27 protein-coding genes are annotated in these 23,796 nt (G+C 55.9%); 12 read left to right on the top strand and 15 right to left on the bottom strand.

All coding sequences use genetic code 11. The features are described 5' to 3' along the window. Nucleotide 1 precedes the first annotated feature (1 nt). The 3 genes from tatB to HMPREF1487_RS12470 are packed head-to-tail and all read left to right on the top strand — an operon-like array spanning nt 2 to nt 1,895. On the top strand, nt 2–403 hold the full coding sequence (gene tatB, locus HMPREF1487_RS12480) for a Sec-independent protein translocase protein TatB (protein WP_010797012.1): 402 nt from the start codon (nt 2–4) through the stop codon (nt 401–403). Continuing rightward, nucleotides 400–1,191, top strand: coding sequence for a twin-arginine translocase subunit TatC (gene tatC / locus HMPREF1487_RS12475; RefSeq protein ID WP_010797011.1), 792 nt, complete (start codon nt 400–402; stop codon nt 1,189–1,191). Before tatB ends, tatC begins: the two co-directional genes overlap by 4 nt. Next, the gene (locus HMPREF1487_RS12470; protein ID WP_010797010.1) at nt 1,188–1,895 is read left to right on the top strand and encodes a 16S rRNA (uracil(1498)-N(3))-methyltransferase; all 708 of its coding nucleotides are present in this window, start codon (nt 1,188–1,190) and stop codon (nt 1,893–1,895) included. The genes tatC and HMPREF1487_RS12470 overlap by 4 nt, the downstream gene beginning before the upstream one ends. 66 nt (nt 1,896–1,961) lie before the next feature. Here the strand turns inward: HMPREF1487_RS12470 and mdoH are convergent, their stop codons facing one another. From mdoH to pip, 4 genes are all read right to left on the bottom strand, one after another. After that, nucleotides 1,962–4,562 (bottom strand): glucans biosynthesis glucosyltransferase MdoH, encoded by a 2,601-nt coding sequence (gene mdoH / locus HMPREF1487_RS12465; RefSeq protein WP_010797009.1) that lies wholly within the window; start codon nt 4,560–4,562, stop codon nt 1,962–1,964. Beyond that, nucleotides 4,555–6,054, bottom strand: a complete 1,500-nt coding sequence (locus HMPREF1487_RS12460; RefSeq protein WP_100217696.1) for a glucan biosynthesis protein G — start codon at nt 6,052–6,054, stop codon at nt 4,555–4,557. The genes mdoH and HMPREF1487_RS12460 overlap by 8 nt, the downstream gene beginning before the upstream one ends. 231 nt (nt 6,055–6,285) lie before the next feature. Further along, entirely contained in the window at nt 6,286–6,723 is a 438-nt protein-coding gene (gene dtd, locus HMPREF1487_RS12455; protein ID WP_010797007.1) for a D-aminoacyl-tRNA deacylase, read from the bottom strand. Continuing rightward, nucleotides 6,720–7,685, bottom strand: a complete 966-nt coding sequence (gene pip / locus HMPREF1487_RS12450) for a prolyl aminopeptidase (RefSeq protein WP_010797006.1) — start codon at nt 7,683–7,685, stop codon at nt 6,720–6,722. The genes dtd and pip overlap by 4 nt, the downstream gene beginning before the upstream one ends. 102 nt (nt 7,686–7,787) lie before the next feature. On the opposite strand from pip, the gene HMPREF1487_RS12445 reads away from it, so the two are divergent. Further along, entirely contained in the window at nt 7,788–8,213 is a 426-nt protein-coding gene (locus tag HMPREF1487_RS12445; protein WP_010797005.1) for a type 1 periplasmic-binding domain-containing protein, read from the top strand. A gap of 67 nt (nt 8,214–8,280) precedes the next feature. Continuing rightward, nucleotides 8,281–9,105, top strand: a complete 825-nt coding sequence (locus HMPREF1487_RS12440; protein WP_010797004.1) for a cysteine hydrolase family protein — start codon at nt 8,281–8,283, stop codon at nt 9,103–9,105. A gap of 47 nt (nt 9,106–9,152) precedes the next feature. Here HMPREF1487_RS12440 and HMPREF1487_RS12435 read toward each other — a convergent pair whose 3' ends face one another. The 8 genes from HMPREF1487_RS12435 to ftsY form a co-directional block, all read right to left on the bottom strand. Further along, nucleotides 9,153–9,662 carry a YbhB/YbcL family Raf kinase inhibitor-like protein gene (locus tag HMPREF1487_RS12435; RefSeq protein WP_010797003.1) on the bottom strand — a complete coding sequence of 170 codons (510 nt, stop codon included), beginning with the start codon at nt 9,660–9,662 and terminating at the stop codon, nt 9,153–9,155. Between the two features lie 11 nt (nt 9,663–9,673). After that, entirely contained in the window at nt 9,674–10,231 is a 558-nt protein-coding gene (locus tag HMPREF1487_RS12430; RefSeq protein WP_010797002.1) for a lipocalin family protein, read from the bottom strand. Then, the gene (locus HMPREF1487_RS12425) at nt 10,228–10,485 is read right to left on the bottom strand and encodes a hypothetical protein (protein WP_010797001.1); all 258 of its coding nucleotides are present in this window, start codon (nt 10,483–10,485) and stop codon (nt 10,228–10,230) included. The genes HMPREF1487_RS12430 and HMPREF1487_RS12425 overlap by 4 nt, the downstream gene beginning before the upstream one ends. A 38-nt stretch (nt 10,486–10,523) precedes the next feature. Continuing rightward, nucleotides 10,524–10,820, bottom strand: coding sequence for a hypothetical protein (locus tag HMPREF1487_RS12420; protein ID WP_019363964.1), 297 nt, complete (start codon nt 10,818–10,820; stop codon nt 10,524–10,526). Between the two features lie 113 nt (nt 10,821–10,933). Continuing rightward, nucleotides 10,934–11,788: an RNA polymerase sigma factor RpoH gene (rpoH, locus tag HMPREF1487_RS12415; RefSeq protein WP_010796999.1), complete on the bottom strand. Its 855-nt coding sequence runs from the start codon at nt 11,786–11,788 to the stop codon at nt 10,934–10,936. A gap of 189 nt (nt 11,789–11,977) precedes the next feature. After that, nucleotides 11,978–12,988, bottom strand: coding sequence for a permease-like cell division protein FtsX (gene ftsX, locus HMPREF1487_RS12410; protein ID WP_010796998.1), 1,011 nt, complete (start codon nt 12,986–12,988; stop codon nt 11,978–11,980). After that, entirely contained in the window at nt 12,985–13,656 is a 672-nt protein-coding gene (gene ftsE / locus HMPREF1487_RS12405) for a cell division ATP-binding protein FtsE (protein WP_010796997.1), read from the bottom strand. Before ftsE ends, ftsX begins: the two co-directional genes overlap by 4 nt. After that, complete coding sequence (gene ftsY, locus HMPREF1487_RS12400) at nt 13,653–15,143, bottom strand: signal recognition particle-docking protein FtsY (RefSeq protein WP_010796996.1); 1,491 nt, start codon at nt 15,141–15,143, stop codon at nt 13,653–13,655. Before ftsY ends, ftsE begins: the two co-directional genes overlap by 4 nt. Nucleotides 15,144–15,295: 152 nt before the next feature. On the opposite strand from ftsY, the gene HMPREF1487_RS12395 reads away from it, so the two are divergent. The 6 genes from HMPREF1487_RS12395 (at nt 15,296) to HMPREF1487_RS12370 (ending at nt 20,794) form a co-directional block, all read left to right on the top strand. Continuing rightward, nucleotides 15,296–16,663: a M16 family metallopeptidase gene (locus HMPREF1487_RS12395; protein ID WP_010796995.1), complete on the top strand. Its 1,368-nt coding sequence runs from the start codon at nt 15,296–15,298 to the stop codon at nt 16,661–16,663. Further along, the gene (locus tag HMPREF1487_RS12390; RefSeq protein ID WP_010796994.1) at nt 16,660–18,117 is read left to right on the top strand and encodes a M16 family metallopeptidase; all 1,458 of its coding nucleotides are present in this window, start codon (nt 16,660–16,662) and stop codon (nt 18,115–18,117) included. Before HMPREF1487_RS12395 ends, HMPREF1487_RS12390 begins: the two co-directional genes overlap by 4 nt. A gap of 2 nt (nt 18,118–18,119) precedes the next feature. Continuing rightward, nucleotides 18,120–18,692 (top strand): 16S rRNA (guanine(966)-N(2))-methyltransferase RsmD, encoded by a 573-nt coding sequence (rsmD, locus tag HMPREF1487_RS12385; RefSeq protein ID WP_010796993.1) that lies wholly within the window; start codon nt 18,120–18,122, stop codon nt 18,690–18,692. A 10-nt stretch (nt 18,693–18,702) separates the two neighbouring features. Then, nucleotides 18,703–19,728, top strand: a complete 1,026-nt coding sequence (locus tag HMPREF1487_RS12380) for a hydrolase (protein ID WP_010796992.1) — start codon at nt 18,703–18,705, stop codon at nt 19,726–19,728. Nucleotides 19,729–19,940: 212 nt separating this feature from the next. After that, nucleotides 19,941–20,426, top strand: coding sequence for a pantetheine-phosphate adenylyltransferase (gene coaD / locus HMPREF1487_RS12375; protein WP_010796991.1), 486 nt, complete (start codon nt 19,941–19,943; stop codon nt 20,424–20,426). A 116-nt stretch (nt 20,427–20,542) separates the two neighbouring features. Then, the gene (locus HMPREF1487_RS12370; protein ID WP_010796990.1) at nt 20,543–20,794 is read left to right on the top strand and encodes a YfhL family 4Fe-4S dicluster ferredoxin; all 252 of its coding nucleotides are present in this window, start codon (nt 20,543–20,545) and stop codon (nt 20,792–20,794) included. Nucleotides 20,795–20,880: 86 nt separating this feature from the next. Here the strand turns inward: HMPREF1487_RS12370 and HMPREF1487_RS12365 are convergent, their stop codons facing one another. From HMPREF1487_RS12365 to HMPREF1487_RS12355, 3 genes are all read right to left on the bottom strand, one after another. Further along, a complete protein-coding gene (locus HMPREF1487_RS12365; protein ID WP_010796989.1) occupies nt 20,881–21,243 on the bottom strand; it encodes a hypothetical protein in 363 nt (120 codons plus the stop codon). 88 nt (nt 21,244–21,331) lie between these two features. Continuing rightward, nucleotides 21,332–22,144: a prolipoprotein diacylglyceryl transferase gene (lgt, locus tag HMPREF1487_RS12360; protein WP_010796988.1), complete on the bottom strand. Its 813-nt coding sequence runs from the start codon at nt 22,142–22,144 to the stop codon at nt 21,332–21,334. 24 nt (nt 22,145–22,168) lie between these two features. Further along, on the bottom strand, nt 22,169–22,951 hold the full coding sequence (locus HMPREF1487_RS12355; protein WP_010796987.1) for a sulfite exporter TauE/SafE family protein: 783 nt from the start codon (nt 22,949–22,951) through the stop codon (nt 22,169–22,171). 94 nt (nt 22,952–23,045) lie between these two features. Between HMPREF1487_RS12355 and HMPREF1487_RS12350 the strand changes: the two genes are divergently transcribed. Further along, complete coding sequence (locus HMPREF1487_RS12350) at nt 23,046–23,792, top strand: NRDE family protein (protein ID WP_010796986.1); 747 nt, start codon at nt 23,046–23,048, stop codon at nt 23,790–23,792. Nucleotides 23,793–23,796 lie beyond the last annotated feature (4 nt).

The following is a 23,796-nucleotide window of genomic DNA, read 5'->3' as shown; positions in this document are numbered from 1 at the left end:
TATGTTTGGCATCAGCTTCAGTGAGTTAGCCCTGATAAGCCTGGTCGCCTTGCTGGTTTTAGGCCCAGAGCGCCTGCCAGGCGCTGCACGCACTGCAGGCCTGTGGATCGGTCGTCTCAAGCGTAGCTTCAATAACATACGGCAAGAGGTGGAACGTGAAATTGGTGCCGACGAAATACGGCGCCAGCTTCACACTGAGAATCTCTTGTCCTGGGAGCAACGCGACAAGACCCGCCAGGAGACAGGTAATCCAGCACCGTCGGCTGAAACACCTACGCCGCCTAGCGATGACTCATCTGTCGTCAAGGATGACTTACCTGTCGTCAAATCGGCTCCGCCCAGTAACGTGACTCCGCCCGCCAGCGAGTCAAAGGATCAGCCTTCTCCACCGCGAGCCCCATGAGCGAAAAAAAACCTGAATATGAAGACCAGGAAATGCCTCTGGTCTCTCACCTGACTGAACTGCGGTCACGCTTGCTGCGCTGTGTGCTGGCGACGTTCCTGATTTTCGCCTGTCTGTTCTACTTCGCCCAGAAGATCTACGCTTTCGCGTCGGAACCTATCCGCAGGTTTCTGCCCGAAGGCGCCACGATGATCTCGACAGACGTCACGTCGCCGTTCCTTGCGCCCTTCAAGTTGACGCTTATTGTTTCCCTTTTTCTGGCCATGCCCGTCATCCTTTATCAGGTCTGGGGATTCATTGCGCCAGGTCTTTACAAGCATGAAAAGCGCGTCGCGCTTCCCTTGCTGATTTCAAGTATTTTGCTGTTTTACGCTGGAATGGCGTTTGCCTATTTCCTGGTCTTCCCGCTGATTTTCCACTTTTTCTCAAGCATCACGCCGGAAGGCGCCATGATGATGCCGGACCTGAACAGCTACTTGGATTTCATACTGACGCTATTCTTTGCATTTGGCGCTGCCTTTGAAATCCCTGTCGCAACCGTTCTGCTGATCTGGATCGGTATCGTCGATGTGGCCTACCTCAAGAAGGTACGTCCGTACGTCATTATCGGATGCTTCGTAGTAGGCATGATCCTGACGCCACCGGATGTGCTTTCCCAGACCATGCTGGCGATTCCCATGTGGCTCCTGTTTGAAATTGGCCTCCTGTTTGGACGCTTCGTTCGAAAACGTGAGCCACACGAAGAAAAGACCTCGCACGAGGATCAGCCACCAGCGACTCATTCGTGAATCTGCTGCTGCTAGAACAGGAGGACTTCGTCGGAGACAATGAAGTCCTCCTTAAAGACCGGCGCTTTGCCCACCTGAAAGACATTCACCAAGCTGAGCGTGGTGATTCACTGAGGGTCGGCATGTTGAATGGTTTGATGGGCGAAGGCGAAATTCTTGACCTCACGCCTGATTCAGCACGCATCAAACTTCAGCTGCACCAACCTGCCCCGCCTAAACTGCCCATAACACTCATTTTGGCGCTGCCGCGACCCAAGATGCTGCGTCGAGTATTGCAAGGCATCTCTTCGATGGGTGTAGCCCGGTTGGTTCTCATCAACAGCTATCGGGTTGAAAAGAGCTTCTGGCAAACCCCCTTTCTTGACCCCTCCGCTATTCGAGAGCAGCTGATTCTTGGCTTGGAGCAAGCACGAGATACCGTTTTACCTGAAGTCATCATAGAGAAACGGTTCAAGCCCTTTGTCGAGGATCGTCTTCCATCATTGGCGAAAGGGACGATTGGGCTGACTGGCCATCCTGGCTATTACCCACCCTGCCCTCGTGAAGTAAAAGGCCCCGTAACGCTGGCAATCGGCCCGGAAGGCGGCTGGATCCCTTATGAGGTGGATATGCTGCAAGAGGCAGGGCTTGACCCTGTTCAACTGGGTGAACGTATCCTGCGTGTAGAAACAGCCGTTACAGCGCTCCTGGCCCGCCTGTTCTAACATCTGTCGCCAATAAAAAAGCCCCAGCCATATTCTGACTGGGGCTTTTCATATGCCTTCTCAACCTTAGCGAGCAGGATTCACTGCAAGTGAAGCACTGTCTGCGTCAGGAAGCGCACTTGTTTCGGCAGATGCAGGTGCGGGCAGAATGCGTCTGTACGCCTCCACCCAACGATCACGTGCTTCACCTGATTGCCACACCTGCAGATGCAGACGCGACATTCCAACAGGATCGCTCAAGATAGCCCACTGTGCATCCGAGTGCTTCTCGGGACCGTCTGCTAGTACTTTTTCCAGGCGCTGCTGACGTAGTGCTTCGGCCTGAGGCACAACCTTGGCATGTCTTGCCTTGGCCATTCCACATGCCAGTGCGTTAATCAGCGGATCGACTACGGCCTGCAGGAAACCATGACGAAGAACGGTTTGGTTATTCTGCTGCAAGTACTCGTCGGTCGCCACCAGCTCACGAGGCGGATTGTATTCTTCCGGAATCAGGAAGAAGCTGGAACGACGCGCCGCCATGCCGTAATTGGTACGGCTTGAGATGACTGACACCGGAGCGGAAAGCATCAGTGACACCACAATAGGCGATAGCCACCAGAGGAAACGTGGGTCCAACCAGGCTACACCGGCCGTCCAGATAATACCTAGCAGCATTTGTGAGCCATGACGCTTGAAGGCCTCGCTCCAAGGCGTGGCATCATCGTCACGCTGAGGCGAATTCCATTGCACTGACCAGCCCAGGAAGGCGGCAGTCACGAATACCGTATGGAACAGCATGCGTACAGGCGCCAGCAGAACCGAGAACAGCATTTCCAAGAGCATCGAACACAGCAACTTGAAACCGCCGCCGAATTCTTTTGCCCCCTTGGCCCAGATCAGGATGACGCTGAGCAGCTTTGGCAGGAACAACAGAATCAACGTGGTCGAGAACAAGGCAATTGCCTGCTCGGGATGCCACTGTGGCCAGACTGGGAACAACTGCCTTGGCTGCAGGAAGTACTGCGGCTCCATGAGCTTGTGTACGGCTAGAAGTGCAGTGGATAGCACCAGGAACAGGAACCAGAGCGGTGCCGACAAATAAGACATCACACCGGTCAGGAACACGGCCCGGTGTACCGGGTGCATACCCTTTACCAGGAACAGCCGGAAATTCATCAGGTTGCCATGGCACCAACGGCGGTCACGCTTGAGCTCATCCAGCAGGTTAGGCGGAAGCTCTTCGTAGCTACCGGGCATGTCGTATGCAATCCAGACTCCCCACCCTGCACGACGCATCAATGCAGCCTCAACGAAGTCGTGGGAAAGGATGGCACCTGCAAACGAGCCTTTACCGGGTAGAGGCGCCAATGCGCAATGCTCGATGAACGGCTTCACGCGAATGATTGCGTTATGTCCCCAATAGTGGGATTCACCCAGCTGCCAGAAATGCAGGCCCGCCGTGAAGAGCGGCCCGTACACCCGGGTAGCAAACTGCTGGAGACGCGCATAAAGCGTATCCATACCTGAAGCTTTGGGTGCGGACTGGATGATACCTGCTCGCGGATTAGCTTCCATCAGGCGCACAAGGCCCGTGAGACATTCACCGCTCATGACGCTATCAGCATCCAGCACGACCATATAGCGGTACTGGCTGCCCCAACGGCGGCAGAAGTCATCGATATTACCGCTCTTGCGCTTCACACGGCGGCGACGACGGCGATAGAAAATCTTGCCGTAACCTTTTACCGCATGGCAGAGCTCAAGCCAGGACTTCTGCTCGGCAACACATTTGTCCGGATTGTTACTGTCACTCAGGATAAAGAAGTCGAAATGCTCAAGCTGCCCGGTCGCCGCTACAGACTCATAGGTCGCACGCAAACCGGCAAACACCCGAGCGACGTCTTCGTTGGCGATCGGCATGACAATGGCGGTACGCGCCTCAGGCGCAATCACTTCGTCCCCGACAGTACTGGCGGAAATACTGTACTTATCCCGTCCGGTCAGTAGCTGCCAGAAGCCCATCAGGGCCGTCCAAAAACCGGCAGAAACCCAGCAGAACAAGGTTGCAAACAGCAGAAGGATACTGGTCTGCAACACATAGGGAAGCACCTGCCTGGCAGACTCCAGAAGCCCTTGATCCCAGACCTCTCCAAGATCGACCAGTGACCACCCTTGATAGGGCAGAACAGCTTTCATGTACCAGGTAGCGATACCTGTCTGAAGGAGCATGAGAACCAGCAGGATGAAACGACGGAAAGCCCCTACTTTGCGCCAGTGAGCGTGTGCGTCCGCCTCCTCATCAGGTACCTGACGAGCCTCCTGTTTGCGACCCAGCAGACGATGCCATATACGTACTACGGGATTGGTACGCCATGGCTCCGGCAACATCTGGGACCGCGTGATGGCAGGCATGGTACGGATATTGGTCCGCCCCTGAGTATCAACGGTAAGCAGGTCACCTTCGGACAGGGCATCACCCCAACCCATTTTCAAGCGTGCTTCTACAGAACTCAGTGCAGGATCATTTCCAACAGACTCAGTGGACGCAAGCTTTCCATGCAGGGAAGCCAGGCCCTCAGCGTCGGTACTGCCTACACCGCTCGCGAGTTGCTGCCGCTCGGCCTCCCCGAGCGGCAAGCGCTCGAGGTAGTCCTGAACGGGTGTTGTTTCTTTACGGTTATTCATTGGCAGGCAACTGATAGCTCCAGGTTTCGGTCAGCGTCTTATCGCCTTCCGCCAACGCAGCACGTATCTCTACGGGCTTGGTAGCGTCCTTGACCTTCAGACGCAGCGTCAAACGCCAGCCTTTGGTGACAGGGTTATAACGAACATTGTTTTCAATCAGATCACCATTGTCGTTAAGGCTGACCTGCGAGGCCACCTGTGCACTTTCCGGCAGGTTCTTGAGAACTGGGCCTTCAAAGTCAATGATGAAGGCGGTGCTTCCATCTGCCTGGCGAACCAGATTGGGCTGCTTGACGTCGCCGGTCGAGAGGCGAGTTTGCTGAACCCAGGCCACATCAGGCGAGTGCAGAGCAGGCTCGTCCATGGTGAAATGCAGACGATAGCTCAGATCAATCGGCTCACCGGCCTGAGGTATGGTGTCTGGTGTCCAGAAGGCAACGATGTTGTCGTTGGTTTCGTCTGGTGTCGGTATCTCGACCAGCTCGACTTTGCCTTTGCCCCAGTCACCCTTGGTTTCAACCCAACCGCTTGGCCGCAGATCGTAACGATCATCCAGATCTTCGTAACGGCTGAACTCACGGCCGCGCTGTAGAAGACCGAAGCCCTTGGGGTTTTCGACTGTATAGGTGCTGATGGAAAGACGCTTGGGATTATTCAGCGGACGCCAGATCCACTCGTCATTACCCGCATGAATGGCCAGGCCATTGGAATCGTGCAGGGCTGGACGATAGTTGACCTGCGGGCTTGGCTGATTGGGTCCGAACAGGTACATGCTGGTGAGTGGCGCAATGCCCAGCTTGCCTACATTATCGCGCAGGTAAACGCGCGCCTGCACATCAACTGTGCTGTCGCTACCAGGGGTAACGACCATCTTGTAGGCACCCGTAGCACGGGGAGAATCCAGCAAGGCGTAAATCACCAGGTTACGGCGGTCCGGCTGTGGGTGCTCGACCCAGAACTCACGGAAGCGAGGGAATTCTTCGCCGGACGGCAGGGCGGTATCGATCGCCAGGCCACGCGCAGACAGGCCATACACCTGATCCTTGCCTACTACACGGAAATAGCTGGCGCCCAACATGGTCACAAACTCATCCTGCTTGTCGGGCTTGTTCAGCGGATAGGTTATGCGGAAACCGGCAAATCCCAAATCCTTGAGGGCAGCCTGATCCAGCTGCAGATTGCCGAAATCGAAATAGGATGGATCGTACTTGACCTCGTTGACACCCGTTGCCGTGACTTCATTGATCTTCACTGGCACGTCGAAATGCATGCCCTGATGATAGAGGTTCAGCTGGAACGGCGTTTTCTCTCCAGACCAGAGCGCCTTGTCCTGGCGGAAACGGATCTGCTGGTAATCAGCGAACTTCATGTCACGGAGAACGGCAGGCAGATTGCTCTTGGGCGCAGCGAATTTTTGTTCGGCAAGGCTTTTGGCCTGCACTGATACGTCATCGAGGCTAAACGCCCAGGCCTTGGCCCCAAACATTGCCATGATGGCCGTAAAACTCAGCACGATAGCCTTAGCCTTACCTGGCTTGGAATTAGTATTCAAATACAACGCAGCCCCCTTAATCAGCGTACGAATCGTTGAACGACGCATGGCCATTCACGGATAAGCAGTCGTCGGACTGACAAGATCGCGAATGATTCCGCACAAAGCGTGTCGGTCGTTCCAAACTGCGCAATCATAGACACTTCCAGAAAACCTGTAAGAGTCTGTTGCTCAAATAGATAATAAAAATGTTACCGGACCATCATTGGTCAGTGAAACTTGCATATCGGCCCCAAAACGACCTGTTGCCACATGGGCGTGGCGGTAACGCGCAAGTCCTACCAGATGCGAGAACACCGCCGCGCCCTGTGCAGGCGGCGCTGCGGTCGAGAAGCTTGGACGCAAACCACTTTGCGTATCCGCCACCAGCGTAAACTGCGAAACCAGTAGCAACCCACCTCCTGCATCCGTAAGCGAGCGATTCATTCGCCCTTCCGCGTCCGAAAAAACCCGGTAATTAAGAACTTTGTGCAGCATTTTTTCGCAAGTTACTTCATTGTCCGTCGGTTCTATGCCCACCAAGGCCAGAAGCCCCTGGTTGATCTCACCGACTATCTCACCGTCTACCTCTACACGCGCCTGCGTGACGCGCTGTATAAGGACTTTCATTCAGCCTCCGGGGGAACATCGAGCAACTGTCGTGCCATGGCATCGGTTGCACGTACCAAGGCATCACAGATGCCCGGTTCGCCACCGGCATGACCTGCGTCGCGCACGATTTGCAACTCACTATTAGACCAGGCCTTGTGCAAGGCCCAGGCATTATCCAGCGGACAGACCACGTCATATCGTCCATGAACGATGACACCGGGAATATGGGCGATCTTGGGCATATCCCTGATCAATTGGTTGGGCTCAAGAAACGCATTGTTGACAAAGTAGTGGCACTCTATGCGCGCAATGGACAATGCGTGCTCTGAAAATCGCTCGACCACATCAGGATTTGGTCGAAGCGTCGCCGTACGCCCCTCCCAACAGGACCAGGCTCTGGCAGCGCCCATCTGGGCAATTTCATCAGGGCAACTGAGCCGCTTGTAATAGGCCTGCATCAGGTTGCCTCGCTCCTGTTCAGGAATCGGTGCGAGATAGTCTTGCCAGTAGTCGGGGAACAGACGGCTCGCCCCATCCTGATAGAACCAGTGGAAGTCCTCAGGCCGACATAGAAAGATGCCTCGAAGGATCAGGGCATGTACACGATCCGGGTGCGTCTGCGCATAGGCCAGCGCCAGAGTCGATCCCCAAGAGCCGCCAAAAAGTACCCATTTTTCAATTCCCAGATGCTCACGGATACGTTCCATGTCAGCAACCAGGTCCCAGGTTGTATTGCGCTCCAGACTGGCATAAGGGGTTGAGCGCCCGCACCCACGCTGATCGAATGTGACAATCCGGTAAAGACCTGGATCAAAGAACCGCCGGCTCAACGCGTCGCAGCCTGCACCGGGTCCTCCATGAATGAACAGCACAGGTAGGCCATCCGGTGAACCGCTTTCGTCCAGATAAAGGACATGAGGATCATCTACAGCAAGTGTGTGGCGGGCGTATGGCTTGATTTCCGGATAGAGGCTGTGCATGTTACTCCCCTTCGGGCTTGTCAGTGGCGATAAAGCATCGTCGTGTTTGTCCGTGCTATAGCCATCATAGCGCTAACCTAACCAGGAAAAGGAATTCTCGTGATGCGTTTGACCACCTGTCTGCTCATTTCTTCACTTCCGTTATTTATCGTGGGCTGCAAAAGCGATCCTCAGCAAGCACTCGACAAGGCAGCTGATCAATTGCAAGCCAGCCTGGAAGCCAAGAAAACCGGAGCGGTATATGAGCAACTGCACCCACAGTTTCTGGCCCAGCAACAGAACGATCGTGCGTGGGCCCGCCAAACCATGGCAGGTATGTTTCTAAAATATCGCAATATCCATATCGTTACCTTCCGCAAACACAGTCAGATCGATGCCACTTACCAGAACAAAGGCTATACGGATGCCGAGGTAGGCATGACAGGGGCTGAAGGCCTTCTGCCTGATGCGGCCCGCCACTACAGTGTAAGGCTGGAGTGGTGGAAAGAAGGCGACGACTGGAAGCTGGCGCGAGCGGATTGGCAGTAAATGATTGTTATACCCCACGTGTACACTCACGTACGAGACACACTCATTCTCTGATCGGAACGTTTCCATGTCTTCAGCCGACTCTGTACACCTGCTGATTATCGATCCACAAAATGACTTTTGTGATATTGCGGATGCTGCGCTTCCCGTCCCAGAGGCAAGTGCCGATCTCCGAAAGGTTGCCAGCTTAATCCACATGTGGGGACACAGGCTGGACGCCATTCATGTCACGCTGGATTCTCACCAACCCTTGCACATAGCGCATCCGTCCTGGTGGCAGGATGCCGAAGGGCACTCCCCTCCTCCGTTCACGGTTATTTCTGTGGATGATATCGAGCGGGGCCGCTGGACAGCCTGCGTGTCGGAAAAGCAGAGCTATAGCCTTGAATATGTGAAAGCTCTGGCCGAGCGTGGGCGATATCAGTTGACCATATGGCCGGAGCATTGCCTGATCGGAAGCTGGGGGCATAATGTCTATACGCCCCTGCTCAAAGCACTCAATGAATGGGGCAGGACGCGCTTGAAGACGGTCCATTACATTCCGAAGGGCAGCAATCCCAACACAGAGCATTACTCCGCTATTGCCGCTGAAGTGCCAGATCCTGACGATCCAGGTACACGATCCAATATCCATCTGTTGAATCAACTGGAACAGGCTCAGACTGTACTGATCGCCGGCGAAGCCCTCTCTCACTGCGTCGCAGGAACCATAAGAGATATCGCGGATCACTTGGGCGAGACCAATCTTCACCGCCTCGTGCTGCTCACCGACTGCTCGCATGCAGTACCCGGCTTCGAACATCTGGCGGAATGCTTTATTGAAGAAATGAAGACCAAGGGCGTCAGATGCCTGACCAGCAAAGAGGCTGAGCCCCTACTCGCCGCGTCATAAGACGTACATAACGATCGGCCATCGCTTTGTGCAATGGCCGATACGCTTTATTTCAACTCATACAGACCGGTATAAGTTGCGGAGGCGATCTGGTTCAGATGCGTCATGAACCGTGCTACTGCATTGGTAGCCTCTGCCGGCACAGGCAGGCTTTCGACTGCCAGCGCGTGGATTTGAAAGATATACCGGTGCGCTTTATCGCCTTTTGGCGGCGCGGCCCCACCAAATCCAACGGTTCCATAGTCATTGCGCAGCTGTAGAGCGCCTTTTGGCAGCAGGCTTCCATCCGCGTAGCCTGCGCCTTCCGGCAAGTTTGTGACATCGGCAGGTATGTTCACCACAACCCAGTGCCAGAACCCGCTGCCGGTTGGAGCGTCGGGATCGTACACCGTCAAGGCGAAACTCTTGATTCCCGGCGGAGGATTCTCCCACATGAGCGCTGGTGAAATATTTTCACCCGATACGCCAAAGGCCTCAACATCAAATTCCTGGCGCTTTGACATCAAACCATTATCAGCGAACGCATCGGTCCACAGGCGAAACTCCGAATCGGCCATGCTTGCCCCCTTTAGTTGGATGGCTGGCCTCGCCAGACCAGCCTGGATGTATCAAATCCTTTGGCTTTAGCGATGCCAAGAAAGGTATCGCGCTGCTGCTGGGTGATCTCGGCTGAGCGAGATAGGAACCAGAGATACTTGCGATCAGGGCTCCCTACCACGGCATTATGGTATTCAGGGTCAATATAAAAGACCCAATAAGGGCCCTTGGCTATATTGGGAAATACGCCGCTGAACCAAGTATCGAAGCGCACTTCCAGTCGGTCCGTTACACCAGGCTTCATTGGCGAGGCAACACCGGTCGCCTGATCCCAATCGCCAGAGTTCGTCAGACAGCGATTGAGCACCGCAACATTCCCATCGTCACGCAGATGGTAATGCGCCTCGGACTGAACGCAGCTGCGCTGGAAAAACATGGGCAGGCGCGCCTGCTCATACCATGTCCCCTGATAGCGCTTCAGATCAAGCGAACCGACGGTTTCAGGCGGTGGTGTCTTGGTCGAACTGGCACAGGCGACCAACAATCCTGCCGCGCCAGCCAGTAGTAAAAGCTTGGTAGATGTTTTCATCGCAACCCCTGTCCTGCATACATGACAACCTTGTCGTTGACATACTGCACGCTGATGAACGCGGAAGACTGATCACCCCATGTGCAGCTTGATAACCCCAACGCACCGGAACACTCTGTAGGCTTGCCCAATAGCTCTTCGACCTCGGCCTTGGTTTGGCCAGCCTTGAGCCGATTGTAATTTTCCTGATTGATCTTGCTGCAGCTGATCAGCCACAAGCAGCTCAGCATCACTACGAACACGCGAAACTTCATCCTGACTCCTAACCTGGACCGGAGGGCTGACACCATCCTCACTCTCTGATGAACTCCTGACCGAGCCCTTTCAAATGCCCGTTGTCATCTATGGTCCAGACTTCAGAAGTAGGCGGCATATCGACACGCAGCCCCTCATCGACCAGGGTGGCACCATAGGTTTGTGGGGAAAGCGCATCGCCCGTGACCGTCACACGCCATGCGACTTCCTCCGGCGCGATTTGCAACTTGACCTGACCTGCATTGAGACTTTTCCACTTGCCTTCAAAATCGTCATGACTGCCACAACCGGCGAGAAGAACCGATGTAAAAAGCATCAGTAAAAATGATTTCATAGCAGTCCCCATCTCCCTCAGCAGCATTTAGAACCTAACCTTATACAAGGGGTTCGTTATTTCCGGGCAATAAAAAACCCCGCTTGAGGCGGGGTTCGCTTTTGAATCAACCCTTAGGCAGCGATCTTGCCCTTGAGCTTGTTCATTGCATTTTTCTCGAGCTGACGAATACGCTCAGCCGATACGTTGTACTTGGCAGCCAACTCGTGCAGTGTAGCCTTGTCTTCAGCCAGCCAGCGCTGGTAGAGAATGTCACGGCTACGCTCATCCAGGCCTTCCAACGCCTCATGCAGATTGGCCGAAGAGTTATCGCTCCAGTCGGACTCCTCCAGCTGACGAGCCGGATCGTAGCGATTGTCTTCAAGATACTGCGCGGGCGATTGGAACGCCGTATCGTCGTCTGCATCGGAAGCCGGATCAAAAGCCATATCCTGGCCCGTCAGACGACTTTCCATTTCGCGTACTTCACGCGGCTCGACGCCCAGCGTGCTGGCAACCGCCTGAACCTCGTCATTGTTCAGCCAGGCAAGACGCTTCTTTTGGCTACGCAGGTTGAAGAACAACTTGCGCTGGGCCTTGGTAGTAGCCACTTTCACGATGCGCCAGTTACGCAGGATGAACTCGTGTATCTCAGCCTTGATCCAGTGGACGGCAAACGATACGAGACGGACACCCATTTCAGGGTTGAAACGCTTTACAGCCTTCATCAGGCCGACGTTACCTTCCTGGATCAGATCTGACTGGGCCAAACCATAGCCCGAATAACTTTTGGCAATATGTACGACAAAACGCAGGTGCGCGAGCACCATTTGCCGTGCCGCCTCTAAATCCTGGTTATAGAAGAGGCGTTCGGCCAGTTCGCGCTCCCGCTCCGGCGTCAGCATGGGAATGCTGTTCACAGAGTTGACATAGGCCTCCAGGCTAGCGCCAGGAACCAATGTTGGAACAGGTTGCAGAGAATTGGTCATGCGAATCCTCCGATTCACTTATGCACAGGGCAGTGTATCACTGAAGAATCAGACAGAAAACAAGACTAACAGTTCCCCAAAAAAGAACCTATAGCCTTTAAAATCAATCACTTAAATAGTCACTATCAATCAAATCGATAGCTTTACATCATAATTTGAGACAGTTGTTTGATTCATGAATCGGCGCCCTTATCGGGGCGCCAACTCTCTCAGATGGCGAGCCACCGCCAGCCAGGCGCCAATGTAACCCAGCAGTATTGCACCAATAAGTAACTGGATGCCTTCATCCATGGACACGCTGGCCAGCGCAAAATCGCTGCCGTAAAGACCGGCCAGCTCGATGACAGCCTCGTTAAGCCAGTTCAAGCCAAAAGCCAGTAGTGCCCAGGCTGCAATACCGGCGCCTATCCCATACATGGCGCCCATGTACAGGAAAGGTCGCCGCACATAACCGTCAGTACCGCCTACCAACTTTATGACCTCGATTTCGGTCCTGCGGTTTTCGATGGCCAGACGAATTGTATTCCCGATGACGAGTAGCAGGGCTACGATCAGAACGATTGTAAGCCCAAACACGAACCGCTCACCCAGCTTCAGAATGGCGGTCAGTCGCTCGACCCATTGCATATCGAGCTGTACCTGCTGTACGCCAGATAGCTCAGCCAGACGACTGCGCAGCATGTCCAGCCGACCTTTATCAATCTCCTGCGGCGTCACGGAGATCACCGAAGGCAACGGATTTTCTGGCAGTTCCTTCAAGGCTTCGCCCAGACCAGCCTGCTGTTGAAGCTCTTGCAGAGCCTCGTCACGTCCGATCCAGTGCACCTCACTGACATCAGGTAGCGCTGCAATCTGTTCCTGTAATTGCTTGCCTTGAGCTTCGTCCAGATTAAGGTCAAGAAAGACAGAAATTTGGGCCGCGCGCTGCCATGAGCCGCCGAGCCGCTCCACATTGTTCAGCAGCAGCGATACACCCATCGGCAGCGCAAGGGCAATTCCCATAACCAGGCAGGTCAGAAAGCTTCCGATCGGCTGTCGGCCCATCCGCCACAGACTGTCACGCAAGCCAATAAGATGCGCTTCGAAATAGGCATGTAACGGGCTGCGCCAATCCTGCTTCGGCTTGGCTGTCTTGCGACGTTTGGGCTTTTCCGGTTTTTCACCCTGTACGTCGCCGCGTGGAAGTTCCTTGGCACTCATGTAGGACTCTCCTCATCCCCGATCAGACGGCCACGCTGCAGCGTCAGCATACGATGACGCAGGCGTGCGATCAGGGCATGGTCGTGGCTGGCAATCAGTACAGTGGTGCCAAGGCTGTTGATGTCCTCGAACACACCCATGATTTCGGAGGCAAGCCGCGGATCGAGGTTACCGGTTGGCTCATCCGCCAGCAGCAAGGCTGGTCGGTGTACGACAGCCCGCGCGATCCCGACGCGCTGTTGCTGACCGGTAGACAGGTCCGACGGATAGTCTTCGAGCTTGTCCTTCAGACTGACCCGCTCCAGCGCCATGGTCACACGTTTGGCAATCTCGGCCTTGGACAACCCCAGGATCTGTAGAGGCAAGGCTACATTGTCGAACACGGTACGGTCGAACAGGAGCTGGTGGTTCTGAAACACCACACCGATCTGACGACGCAGGAATGGAATCTGCGCATTGCTGATCCGCGAAATATCCTGTCCAGCCAGCGAAAGCTTGCCACTGGTGGGTCGCTCCATCGCCAGGATCAGGCGCATCAGGGTGCTCTTGCCGGCACCGGAGTGACCGGTAATGAACAGGATCTCCCCGCGCTCCGCACGGAACGATAACTCATGCAAACCGATATGCCCGTTCGGGTAACGTTTACTGACCCGATCGAAATGAATCATGTCGTCTCCCGCTCAGCGAACAACGCTCGAACGAAGGGCTTGGCTTCGAACTCACGCAGATCGTCAATGCCTTCACCTACACCGATGTAACGGATAGGCAGGCTCATCTGCTTGGCCAGCGCGAAAATGACGCCACCCTTGGCAGTACCGTCGAGCTTGGTCAGCGCAAGGCCGGAGAGCGGAACGGCAGCATGGAATTGCTTGGCCTGATTCATGGCGTTCTGGCCGGTACCTGCATCCAGCACCAATAAAGTCTCATGCGGGGCGGATTCGTCCAGCTTGCCAATGACGCGGCGCACCTTGCGCAGCTCTTCCATCAGGTTGTCCTTGGTGTGCAGACGACCGGCCGTATCGGCAATCAGAACATCGATGCCACGCGCCTTCGCAGCCTGCACGGCATCATAGATAACCGAGGCAGAGTCAGCGCCGGTGTGCTGTGCGATGACGGGAATGCGGTTACGCTCCCCCCAGACCTGCAACTGCTCGACCGCTGCGGCACGGAATGTATCGCCAGCAGCCAGCATGACCTTCTTGCCCTCAAGCTGGAGTTTTTTGGCCAGTTTGCCAATGGTGGTGGTTTTACCCACACCGTTCACGCCAACGACCAGGATAACGAATGGCTGTGTGGACTTATCGATGGCCAACGGCAGCTCGACAGGTGTCAACAAGCCAGTTAACTCTTCCTGCAATGCCTGATAAAGCGCCTCACTGTCCGCAAGCTGTTTACGTGCAACCCGCTGGGTAAGGTTCTTCATGATGGTGGTAGTCGCCTCGACCCCCACATCAGCCATCAATAGCCGGGTCTCCAGCTCATCGAGCAAATCATCGTCGATGGCTTTCTTGCCCAGGAACAGGCTGGCCATCCCTTCGCCAATGCTGGCGCTGGTCTTGCTCAGCCCTTGCTTGAGGCGAGCGAAAAAGCCCAGTTTTGTCGGTGCCGCGGGCTGTGGTGCCAGCTCCGGTTCGGACTCCGGTTCTGCTTCTAACTCTGGCTCTGGCTCTACAACCGACACGACAGGCTCGGCTACTGGCTCAGGCTCAGGCTCAGGCTCAGGCTCAGCAACTGGTTGGAGCTCGGCCGTCCTCGATTCGTCCAGCCGCTCGGGCTCAATGAATACAGGCTCAACAGGCGCCGGCATAGCAGGCTCAGGCTCTGGCTCAACTGCAGGCGCTTGCAAAGAAGGCTGCACCGTTTCAGGCTGGCGTGGCGGCTCGACCGGCTGCGCCTGAATCGGCTCCGGCTGAAAGGCTTCTACGCTTTCATCCTGCTCGGCTACCGGTGCGGGCGTCTCGGTCTCCTCAGCAGGAGGTAGCTGGGTTGAAGGAATAGCGTCAGCCGGCTCGGGGACCGGCTCCGGGTGTACTACCGGCTCGACAGCCGTTTCTGGCTTAGCCTCGGTTGTCTCCTGCGGCTTCTTGCGAAACCAACTGAAGAACCCTTTCTTTTCCCCTGCGGGAGGGGACTTTTTATCGTCGGAACCAAACATGCAAAGGTCTATCTCAAGGGGCGGGCACGCTGTGGCAAATCCATAAAGATGTGCTGCCAGGCGTGGCCGGCATGAAAAGGGATGCGTATCCTAGCACCTCATCGCTTGCTGGCGCTAAAGACCGGCAAGCCCTGGAATGAGTTCATAGATTGATGACAGTCTTCTCTCGACGTACTACTGGTCTGCTGTTCAGCCTGCTCTGCGCGCCGCTTACCGTCCTGGCCGCCGAGACCCAACCCACGCACGAATACACACTCGACAATGGTTTGAAAGTGGTTGTTCGAGAAGATCATCGTGCTCCTGTCGTGGTTTCACAACTCTGGTACAAGATCGGCTCAAGCTACGAGACGCCCGGATCGACCGGCCTTTCCCATGCCTTGGAACACATGATGTTCAAGGGCAGCAGCAAGATGGGTCCTGGAGAGGCCTCCCTGGTTCTGCGTGATCTCGGAGCAACCGAGAATGCCTTCACCACGGACGATTACACAGCCTATTACCAGGTGATGGCCAAGGATCGTTTGCCTGTGGCGCTTGAGCTCGAAGCCGATCGCATGGCCACCTTACGCCTACCTGCCGATGAATTCAGCCGCGAGATAGAAGTCATCAAGGAGGAGCGTCGCCTGCGCACTGACGATCAGCCAATGGCACTGGCCTACGAGCGTTTCAGCGCGGCGGCCTATCCTGCCAGTGGCTACCGCACGCCAACCATTGGCTGGCCTGCTGATCTTAAACGCATGAACATCGACGATCTGCGGCACTGGTATCAATCCTGGTACGCGCCCAACAATGCGACTCTGGTTGTAGTGGGCGATGTGACCGGGGAAGACGTAAGACAGATGGCTCAACAGTACTTTGGCCAGATTCCCAAGCGGGACCTGCCACCTGCCAAGCGCCCGCTTGAACTCCAGGCACCAGGTGAACGCCGTCTGATCCTTCCCGTTCGTACGCAAATCCCCAGCCTCATGATGGGATTCAACGTGCCCGGTTTTGCCAGTGCAGAGAATCAACGGGATGTGCATGCCTTGCGCCTGATCTCAGCGCTGCTCGATGGTGGCTACAGCGCCCGTCTCTCCACTCAACTGGAGCGTGAGCAGGAGCTGGTTACCGGCGCCTCGGCCTCATACGAGTCCTACACTCGCGGCGACAGTCTGTTCATGCTCAGCGCCATGCCCAACCTGCAAAAGGGCAAGACCCTGGCAGATGTCGAAGCCGGCCTTTGGGCGCAACTGGATGCGCTCAAGCAAACGCCACCGAGCACCGCCGAACTTGAGCGCGTCAGAGCGCAGGTGATCGCCAGCCTTGTCTATGAGCGCGACTCAATTACAGCCCAGGCCAGCAATATTGGTCAATTGGAAAGCATCGGCGTGTCCTGGCACGAGATGGATAACGAGCTTGCAGATTTGCAATCTGTCACTCCGGCTGATCTACAGCGTGTTGCACGCACTTACTTCACTCGCGATCGCCTGACAGTCGCCCACGTGATTCCCGAGACCCAGACACAGCAGGAGGCTCGCCCATGAACGTCCGCTTTTCTTATGCATGGGGCACCTTGCTCAGCCTGACGCTGCTTGGCGGCTGCCAGAACACTTCCCCCGTGGCGGACAGTGCAGCGGCCCATCCTAAACTGGAATCACTGCAGGCGCTGAGCAAGACAGCTCCGGTTACCCGCAAGCTCGATATCCAAAGCTGGAGAACTCCAGAAGGCGCGCGCGTCATGTTTGTAGAAGCCAATGAGCTGCCCATGTATGACCTCCGCCTGACATTTGCAGCCGGTAGCAGCCAGGACGGCAACACACCAGGCATCGCCACGATGACCAATGGCATGCTCAACGAAGGCATTGCAGGAATGGACACTACCGCAATAGCCATTGGCTTCGAAAATCTGGGTGCCAATTTCTCAAACGGTGCCTATCGCGACATGGCCGTTGCCGGGCTGCGTACCCTGTCCGACCCGACTAAAAGTGACCCGGCGCTCGATCTCTTCACCAAGGTGGTAGGTCATCCTACGTTTCCTGCCGCCCCGCTGGAGCGTATTCGAAATCAATTGTTGACCAGCATCGAATACAAGAAACAGGACCCCGGCGCTCAGGCAGGTGATGCGCTGATGAAACAGCTCTACGGCAGTCACCCCTATGCGCACCCCAGCATGGGTACGGCTGAATCGCTGAGGTCGATCACACCTGCTCAGCTACGCACCTTTCATCAGCGTGCGTATACAGCAGGCAATGTGGTCATCGCGTTGACAGGTAATCTGACCCGCCCCCAGGCCGAAGCCATTGCCGCCAAGGTATCCCGCGCTCTACCCAAGGGCCCTGCCCTGCCGTCGGTAGCCAAGCCGCAACCACCTAAACCGGGCGTTACGCATATCGAGTTTCCCTCACAGCAGACGCACCTCATGCTGGCCGAGCAGGGTATCGACCGCCGGGACCCTGATTACGCCGCGCTATATCTGGGCAACCAGATCCTGGGTGGGGGCGGGTTCGGCACTCGTCTGATGACAGAAGTCCGCGAAAAGCGCGGATTGACCTATGGTGTTTATTCCGGCTTTACGCCGATGCAGGTCGCGGGCCCCTTCACGATCGGCCTGCAAACCCGAGCCGAGATGAGCCAGAACACATTGGGGCTTGTGCAAAACATCGTCCGCCAATACCTCAAGGAAGGGCCGACACAGAAGGAGCTGGATGATGCCAAGCGTGAAATATCAGGCAGCTTCCCGCTCTCGACCGCCAGTAACAGTGCGATCGTCGCCCAGCTCGGCATGATTGGTTTCTACGACCTGCCACTCGACTTTCTGGACACCTTCATGAAGCAGACGCAAGCCGTGACTACGGATCAGGTGCGCGAAGCCATGGCCCGGCATTTGAATCCTGATGGCTTTGTCATCGTGACGGCAGGCCCAACCGTTGCCCAGCAACCTTTGCCAGCGCCGGTTGAGCGCGGCAATACACCGCCTCCCAGCGTACCGGAGCATTGAGCATGGCGCAGAGTAAAGGCAGCAGCCAGCTGCGTATCATTGGAGGCGACTGGCGCAGCCGACGCTTCAGCTTTCCAGAAGCACCAGGGCTCAGACCTACGCCTGATCGGGTCCGGGAGACGCTGTTCAACTGGCTGATGCCCCATGTGCCCGGTGCACGGGTACTGGATCCGTTCCTGGGCAGTGGTGCGCTATTGCTTGAAGCGCTGTCCCGGGGTGCCAGTCAGGCGCTAGGGCTGGACTTGAACCCTGCAGCGGTAGGCTCGCTGCGCGGTCATCTGGCGTCACTCGGATGCACCAATGCTCAGGTCGTACAGAACGATGCCCTGCACTACCTTCAGCACAATGAGGCCACGCCTTTTGACGTAGTGTTCCTTGACCCTCCCTTCCAGAAAGGTCTGCTGGAGCCCGCCTGCCAACTGCTCGAGGAGCAAGGCTGGCTGGCCAGGGATGCATGGATTTACACTGAAAGCGAAAGTCAGCCCTCATCGCTTCCCATGCCCGCCAACTGGCACCTGCACAGGGAAAAGAAGGCGGGAAGCGTACATTACGCGCTCTGGCATCGAACCGCGTAACGGGATGCCCATGCACCCTATCGTGGAGGACCTATCAGCTCAGGCAGATGCTTTCCGGCCCGCTTGGTGGCTGCCAGGTCCTCACCTGCAGACTTTATGGGGATCACTCTGGCGTCGTCTTCCCCTGATAACGCGCCCACGCGAGCGTATCTGGCTGGACGACGGTGACTTTCTCGACCTTGACTGGTACGGACCGGAAGATCCTTATGCGCCGCTGGTACTGGCTATCCACGGACTGACAGGCAGCTCTTCGTCACACTATATTCTGGGTTTGCAACTGGCACTTGCCGAGCATGGCTGGGCCAGCGTTGGATTGAACTGGCGAGGGTGCTCAGGCGAGCCGAACCTGTTACCGCGGGGCTACCACTCAGGCGTCACCGAAGACCTTGCCGCTGTTATCGCCCACCTTCAGGCCAAGCGCCCTTTGGCACCGCTCTATGCTGTTGGCTACTCGCTTGGCGGTAACGTGCTGCTCAAGTACCTGGGCGAAGCAGGCTTGAATTGCCCACTCCAGGCGGCTGCCTCCGTGTCGGTTCCTTTCCGGCTCGACCTTTGCGCAGACCGTATCGCCATTGGGTTTTCCCGTGTGTATCAGGCGCACTTCATGCGAGAGCTGGTGAGCTATGTAAAGCGCAAGCGAGAGGCTTTGCAGCAGCGCCAGCAACACGACCATGTAGCCTCGCTGGATGCCTTGGGTAGCCTGGAGGACATGAAGAGCTTTTGGGATTTTGACGGACGCATCACCGCCCCGCTCCACGGATTCAAGGATGCTCACGATTACTACCAGCAGGCATCAAGCCGTTATTACCTGAAAGACGTCCGAATACCGACCCTTATGATTCAAGCGGAAGATGATCCTTTCATTGGACGTGAAAGCCTGCCAACACCAGGAGAGCTATCCAATACGATATGCTTCGAGCGCCATGCTCATGGAGGGCATGTAGGCTTTGTCGCAGGTACATGGCGAAACCCTGATTACTACCTGGAGCGCCGCATACCGCAGTGGCTCTTGTGGCAGCAGGAGAGACTGACATAGACGTGGCGGCTATAGCCGATCAGCGAACGCTATCCGCGTCAGATGAAAACAGGCAACCCGAGAAGGCTGCGTTTTTCGACAATTTTTTCTACACTCCTCAACGCTTAAAGCTCACCTTTGATGAATACCAGGCCGCTTATCCACCTTTCGACTTGGACATCTGATCTGGCTGAGCTACCATCCAAGCCCCCACGGACCGTAAGGACGCCGCGATGAATCGAGTGCTGTACCCGGGAACCTTCGACCCGATCACCAGGGGTCATGGTGATCTCGTCGAACGCGCCTCACGTTTGTTTGAGCATGTCGTCGTCGCCGTAGCGGCCAGTCCGAAGAAGAATCCGCTGTTTCCGCTGGAAAGGCGGGTAGAGTTGGCTCGAGCGGTTACGGCACACCTGCCTAATGTCGAGGTCATTGGCTTTTCTTGCCTGCTGGCCAATCTCGTCAAGGAGCAGAAAGCCACGATCCTCCTGCGAGGATTGCGTGCTGTTTCGGATTTCGAATTCGAGTTTCAGTTGGCCAACATGAACCGTGTGCTGGCGCCTGACGCAGAAAGCATGTTTCTTACTCCGTCGGAAAATTACTCCTACATCTCTTCGACGCTGGTACGTGAAATTGCAGCACTGGGTGGCGACGTCACCAAGTTCGTGCACCCGCTTGTCAAGGAAGCGCTGGCCGAACGTTTCAAGCCAGCCCCTTGAAATTTTGCCGTTAGGGCACATATATCGGCGCAGACGTGCACCACGCGCGCCGATAAGGCACAATTCGCGTTTACCTTTTCTGTATCGCCGTCATCCGTGAGCGGCGGGAGCAATTCATGTCCCTCAAGATTACTGAAGACTGCATCAATTGCGATGTATGTGAGCCTGAGTGCCCTAATGGTGCCATCTCTCAGGGCGAAGAGATTTATGTGATCGACCCGAACCTCTGTACCGAGTGTGTAGGCCATTACGACGAGCCGCAGTGTCAGCAGGTTTGCCCGGTGGATTGCATCCCACTCGACCCGGAAAACGTCGAGAGCAAGGAAAAACTGCACGAAAAGTATCTGAAAATTAGCGGTCAGGCCTGATCCTGGCTGTTGGCAGCGCGACACTATCAGTGTATTTACAGGCCCAATAAAAAAAGCCGGTCAATTGACCGGCTTTTTTTATGGATTCAGTCCGACTGGCCATATCCTGTGCGGGTGCAGCCCAGGCAACGAACAAAAGCAGCCTTACCCGGCTCGACGACCAAGGCCCTGCCTGCCTCGCCTACATTACCGCCTGCAGCGGTAAACGGCAGACTGACCACAAAGGCACCCGCGCCAATAGCAGTGGCAGCAATCAAAAGCGGCCGGGCAATCAGCAGATCACCGATCATCGAAAAGGCTTTTGGTGCATTCGCTTGGTAGTTCGGATCGCCACTGGCATTGTTAACGGTTTCCGTCTCATAACCCGAATCGGCTAGTGCCGGTGCGGCAGCACTCCATAAAGCCATGGAGAAGGCCAACGTGGTGGCCAATGCGCGGAACGGGCTCATACTTCTGTCCTTTAAGTGAGAGGCGATTAACCATTAACTATAAGCACCACCTCTCGACTTGTCAGTGACCTTTCACCTGAAGATCAGGTCATTCCGTCAGAGTTCTGGTCTTTCCCTGATGCCGATAGGCCAGAACCATCAGGAAGGCCCCACCCAGAATCATCGGTACGCACAAGACCTGCCCCATTGTGAGCCAGCCCCAGGCCAGATAACCCAGCTGCGCATCCGGCATACGGACGAATTCCACCAGGAAACGGAAAATGCCATAACACAGGACGAAAAGCCCTGATACCGCCATTGTTGGACGTGGCTTGCGTGAGAAGAACCAGAGAATAACGAACAAGGCGACGCCTTCCAGCGCAAACTGATAGAGCTGGGAAGGATGGCGCGGCAACTGGGCCGGATCGCTGAAGGGCGGAAAAATCATTGCCCACGGCACATCGCTCGGCTTGCCCCACAGTTCGGCATTGATGAAGTTACCAATCCGCCCGGCGCCCAGGCCGATTGGAACCAGCGGGGCGATGAAATCCATCAGCTCGAAAAAGCTCTTGTTGTTGCGGCGACCAAACCACCACACCGCCAGAATTACGCCCAGCAGGCCGCCATGAAAGGCCATGCCGCCCTTCCAGACCTCAAAGATCAGCGTGGGATTGGCAAGGTACTCATCCAGGTTATAGAAAAGGACATACCCCAACCGTCCCCCGATGATGACGCCGCACGCCACCCAGAAGACCAGATCCGAAAGTTTGTCTTTGTTCCAGGTGGGATCGAATCGGTTCAAGCGACGTGAGGCCAGCAGCCAAGCCCCGCCAATACCAATGAGGTACATCAGACCGTACCAGTGAATCTTGAGTGGACCGATCGCGACCGCTACCGGGTCGATCTGTGGATAAGGCAGCATTACGACTCCTTGATAAAAGGGTTCTCAGACCAGAAAGCTGAGCCCTACACTGAACAACAACAACGCAAATAGCCGCTTGAGCAGCCGTGGAGAAAGCGTGTGCGCCAAACGCGCACCAAAACGGGCAAAGAACATGCTGGTCAGCGCAATACCTACCAGGGCCGGCAGGTAGACATATCCCAGACTCCACTCAGGCAAGCCAGGCTCACTCCAGCCCACCACCATGAACGAAAGGGCTCCGGAGAGTGCGATCGGCAACCCACACGCAGATGAGGTTGCCACCGCCCTTTGCATACTGACGCCTCGCCAGGTCAGGAAAGGCACAGTCAGCGAGCCGCCTCCGATGCCGAAGATGGCAGACGCCCAGCCAATGACCACACCGGCGAACGTCAGAACCGGCTTGCCCGGTACCGGTCTGCTGCTTTTGGGACGAAGGTCAAGCACCATCTGTAGCGACACGAGGATGGCAAAGGTACCGATTATTTTCTGCAGAATTGGCCCCTGAATATAAGATGCCGTAACCCCGCCGACAAAGCTGCCCAGGATGATGCCAACCGTCATCCACACCATGAGTGGCCACTGGACCGCTCCCTGACGATGATGCGCCAGAATGGAATTGATTGACGTAAAGACGATTGTTGCCAGTGAAGTACCGACGGCCAGATGCGTCAGCACATCGGTATCCATTCCATGGGCAGTGAAGCTGAACACCAGAACCGGTACGATGATCAATCCGCCCCCGACGCCGAACAGACCCGCCAGAACGCCTGCACATGCGCCAAGAATCAGATAGAGCACGAATTCCATATCGAATCCTGCCGAACAAAACGGCAATGGTAGCCCAATCGGCCAACGCAAACGAGCGAACCCTCAATGATCAAGGCCTTACGGAGCCCAACTGATGTGTCTGATTGTCTTTGCGTGGCGCCCTGAAGATAACGAGTCACTTATCCTGGCCGCCAACCGTGACGAGTTCTATGCACGCCCCAGCGCTCCTTTGGATACATGGGACGATCAACCAGACATTATTGGAGGAAGAGACCTGACCGCAGGTGGGACCTGGCTCGCGGTAGGAAGGGATGGTCGCTTTGCCACCGTGACCAATATTAGGGATCCTAGTCAGCCGGTATCCGACCGCTCACGGGGCGAACTGCCTGTACGCTTTCTGGAACGTGATATCTCGGCCGAAGAGTATGTACATGAAGTGGCTCAACGTAGCGATGAATACACAGGGTTCAACCTGCTTCTAGGCGATCGCCAGTCGTTATGGCATTTGAATGCTCGCAGCCGAAAACCGCATCGACTGCCGCCGGGCGTTTACGGCGTATCCAATGCCGATTTGAACACGCCATGGCCCAAGTTGCTCAGAGCCAGAGCAAGTCTCGAACAGGCCCTGGAAACCCCTTCGGACGAGGCTTTATTTGCACTGTTGGCCGACACCTGGCGACCTGATCCCGTAACGCTTCCGCATACCGGCATCAGCCATGAACTGGAAATGCTCTTGTCCAGCGTTTTCATCTCCAGCGAACACTACGGCACACGGGCCAGCACTGTGCTGCGGCAACAGGTAGACGGACAGACCGTCATTACGGAACGTCGCTTTGGAGCCTACGGCAAGTCGCTTGGAGAAAGCCGCCGGACGCTGTAGTCCG

Origin of the sequence: Pseudomonas sp. HPB0071 (assembly GCF_000478505.2) — a bacterium.
GTDB classification, from domain to species: Bacteria; Pseudomonadota; Gammaproteobacteria; order Pseudomonadales; family Pseudomonadaceae; genus Chryseomonas; species Chryseomonas luteola.
The sequence above is the reverse complement of the archived record's forward strand: the minus strand, read 5'-3'. Positions and strand labels throughout refer to the sequence as shown.

Coding starts and splice junctions, on each gene's coding strand:
- tatB (WP_010797012.1), top strand. CDS start 2: ATGTTTGGCATCAGCTTCAGTGAGTTAGCCCTGATAAGCCTGGTCGCC.
- tatC (WP_010797011.1), top strand. CDS start 400: ATGAGCGAAAAAAAACCTGAATATGAAGACCAGGAAATGCCTCTGGTC.
- mdoH (WP_010797009.1), bottom strand. CDS start 4,562: ATGAATAACCGTAAAGAAACAACACCCGTTCAGGACTACCTCGAGCGC.
- HMPREF1487_RS12460 (WP_100217696.1), bottom strand. CDS start 6,054: ATGGCAATGTTTGGGGCCAAGGCCTGGGCGTTTAGCCTCGATGACGTA.
- dtd (WP_010797007.1), bottom strand. CDS start 6,723: ATGAAAGTCCTTATACAGCGCGTCACGCAGGCGCGTGTAGAGGTAGAC.
- pip (WP_010797006.1), bottom strand. CDS start 7,685: ATGCACAGCCTCTATCCGGAAATCAAGCCATACGCCCGCCACACACTT.
- HMPREF1487_RS12445 (WP_010797005.1), top strand. CDS start 7,788: ATGCGTTTGACCACCTGTCTGCTCATTTCTTCACTTCCGTTATTTATC.
- HMPREF1487_RS12440 (WP_010797004.1), top strand. CDS start 8,281: ATGTCTTCAGCCGACTCTGTACACCTGCTGATTATCGATCCACAAAAT.
- HMPREF1487_RS12435 (WP_010797003.1), bottom strand. CDS start 9,662: ATGGCCGATTCGGAGTTTCGCCTGTGGACCGATGCGTTCGCTGATAAT.
- HMPREF1487_RS12430 (WP_010797002.1), bottom strand. CDS start 10,231: ATGAAAACATCTACCAAGCTTTTACTACTGGCTGGCGCGGCAGGATTG.
- HMPREF1487_RS12425 (WP_010797001.1), bottom strand. CDS start 10,485: ATGAAGTTTCGCGTGTTCGTAGTGATGCTGAGCTGCTTGTGGCTGATC.
- HMPREF1487_RS12420 (WP_019363964.1), bottom strand. CDS start 10,820: ATGAAATCATTTTTACTGATGCTTTTTACATCGGTTCTTCTCGCCGGT.
- rpoH (WP_010796999.1), bottom strand. CDS start 11,788: ATGACCAATTCTCTGCAACCTGTTCCAACATTGGTTCCTGGCGCTAGC.
- ftsX (WP_010796998.1), bottom strand. CDS start 12,988: ATGAGTGCCAAGGAACTTCCACGCGGCGACGTACAGGGTGAAAAACCG.
- ftsE (WP_010796997.1), bottom strand. CDS start 13,656: ATGATTCATTTCGATCGGGTCAGTAAACGTTACCCGAACGGGCATATC.
- ftsY (WP_010796996.1), bottom strand. CDS start 15,143: ATGTTTGGTTCCGACGATAAAAAGTCCCCTCCCGCAGGGGAAAAGAAA.
- HMPREF1487_RS12395 (WP_010796995.1), top strand. CDS start 15,296: ATGACAGTCTTCTCTCGACGTACTACTGGTCTGCTGTTCAGCCTGCTC.
- HMPREF1487_RS12390 (WP_010796994.1), top strand. CDS start 16,660: ATGAACGTCCGCTTTTCTTATGCATGGGGCACCTTGCTCAGCCTGACG.
- rsmD (WP_010796993.1), top strand. CDS start 18,120: ATGGCGCAGAGTAAAGGCAGCAGCCAGCTGCGTATCATTGGAGGCGAC.
- HMPREF1487_RS12380 (WP_010796992.1), top strand. CDS start 18,703: ATGCACCCTATCGTGGAGGACCTATCAGCTCAGGCAGATGCTTTCCGG.
- coaD (WP_010796991.1), top strand. CDS start 19,941: ATGAATCGAGTGCTGTACCCGGGAACCTTCGACCCGATCACCAGGGGT.
- HMPREF1487_RS12370 (WP_010796990.1), top strand. CDS start 20,543: ATGTCCCTCAAGATTACTGAAGACTGCATCAATTGCGATGTATGTGAG.
- HMPREF1487_RS12365 (WP_010796989.1), bottom strand. CDS start 21,243: ATGAGCCCGTTCCGCGCATTGGCCACCACGTTGGCCTTCTCCATGGCT.
- lgt (WP_010796988.1), bottom strand. CDS start 22,144: ATGCTGCCTTATCCACAGATCGACCCGGTAGCGGTCGCGATCGGTCCA.
- HMPREF1487_RS12355 (WP_010796987.1), bottom strand. CDS start 22,951: ATGGAATTCGTGCTCTATCTGATTCTTGGCGCATGTGCAGGCGTTCTG.
- HMPREF1487_RS12350 (WP_010796986.1), top strand. CDS start 23,046: ATGTGTCTGATTGTCTTTGCGTGGCGCCCTGAAGATAACGAGTCACTT.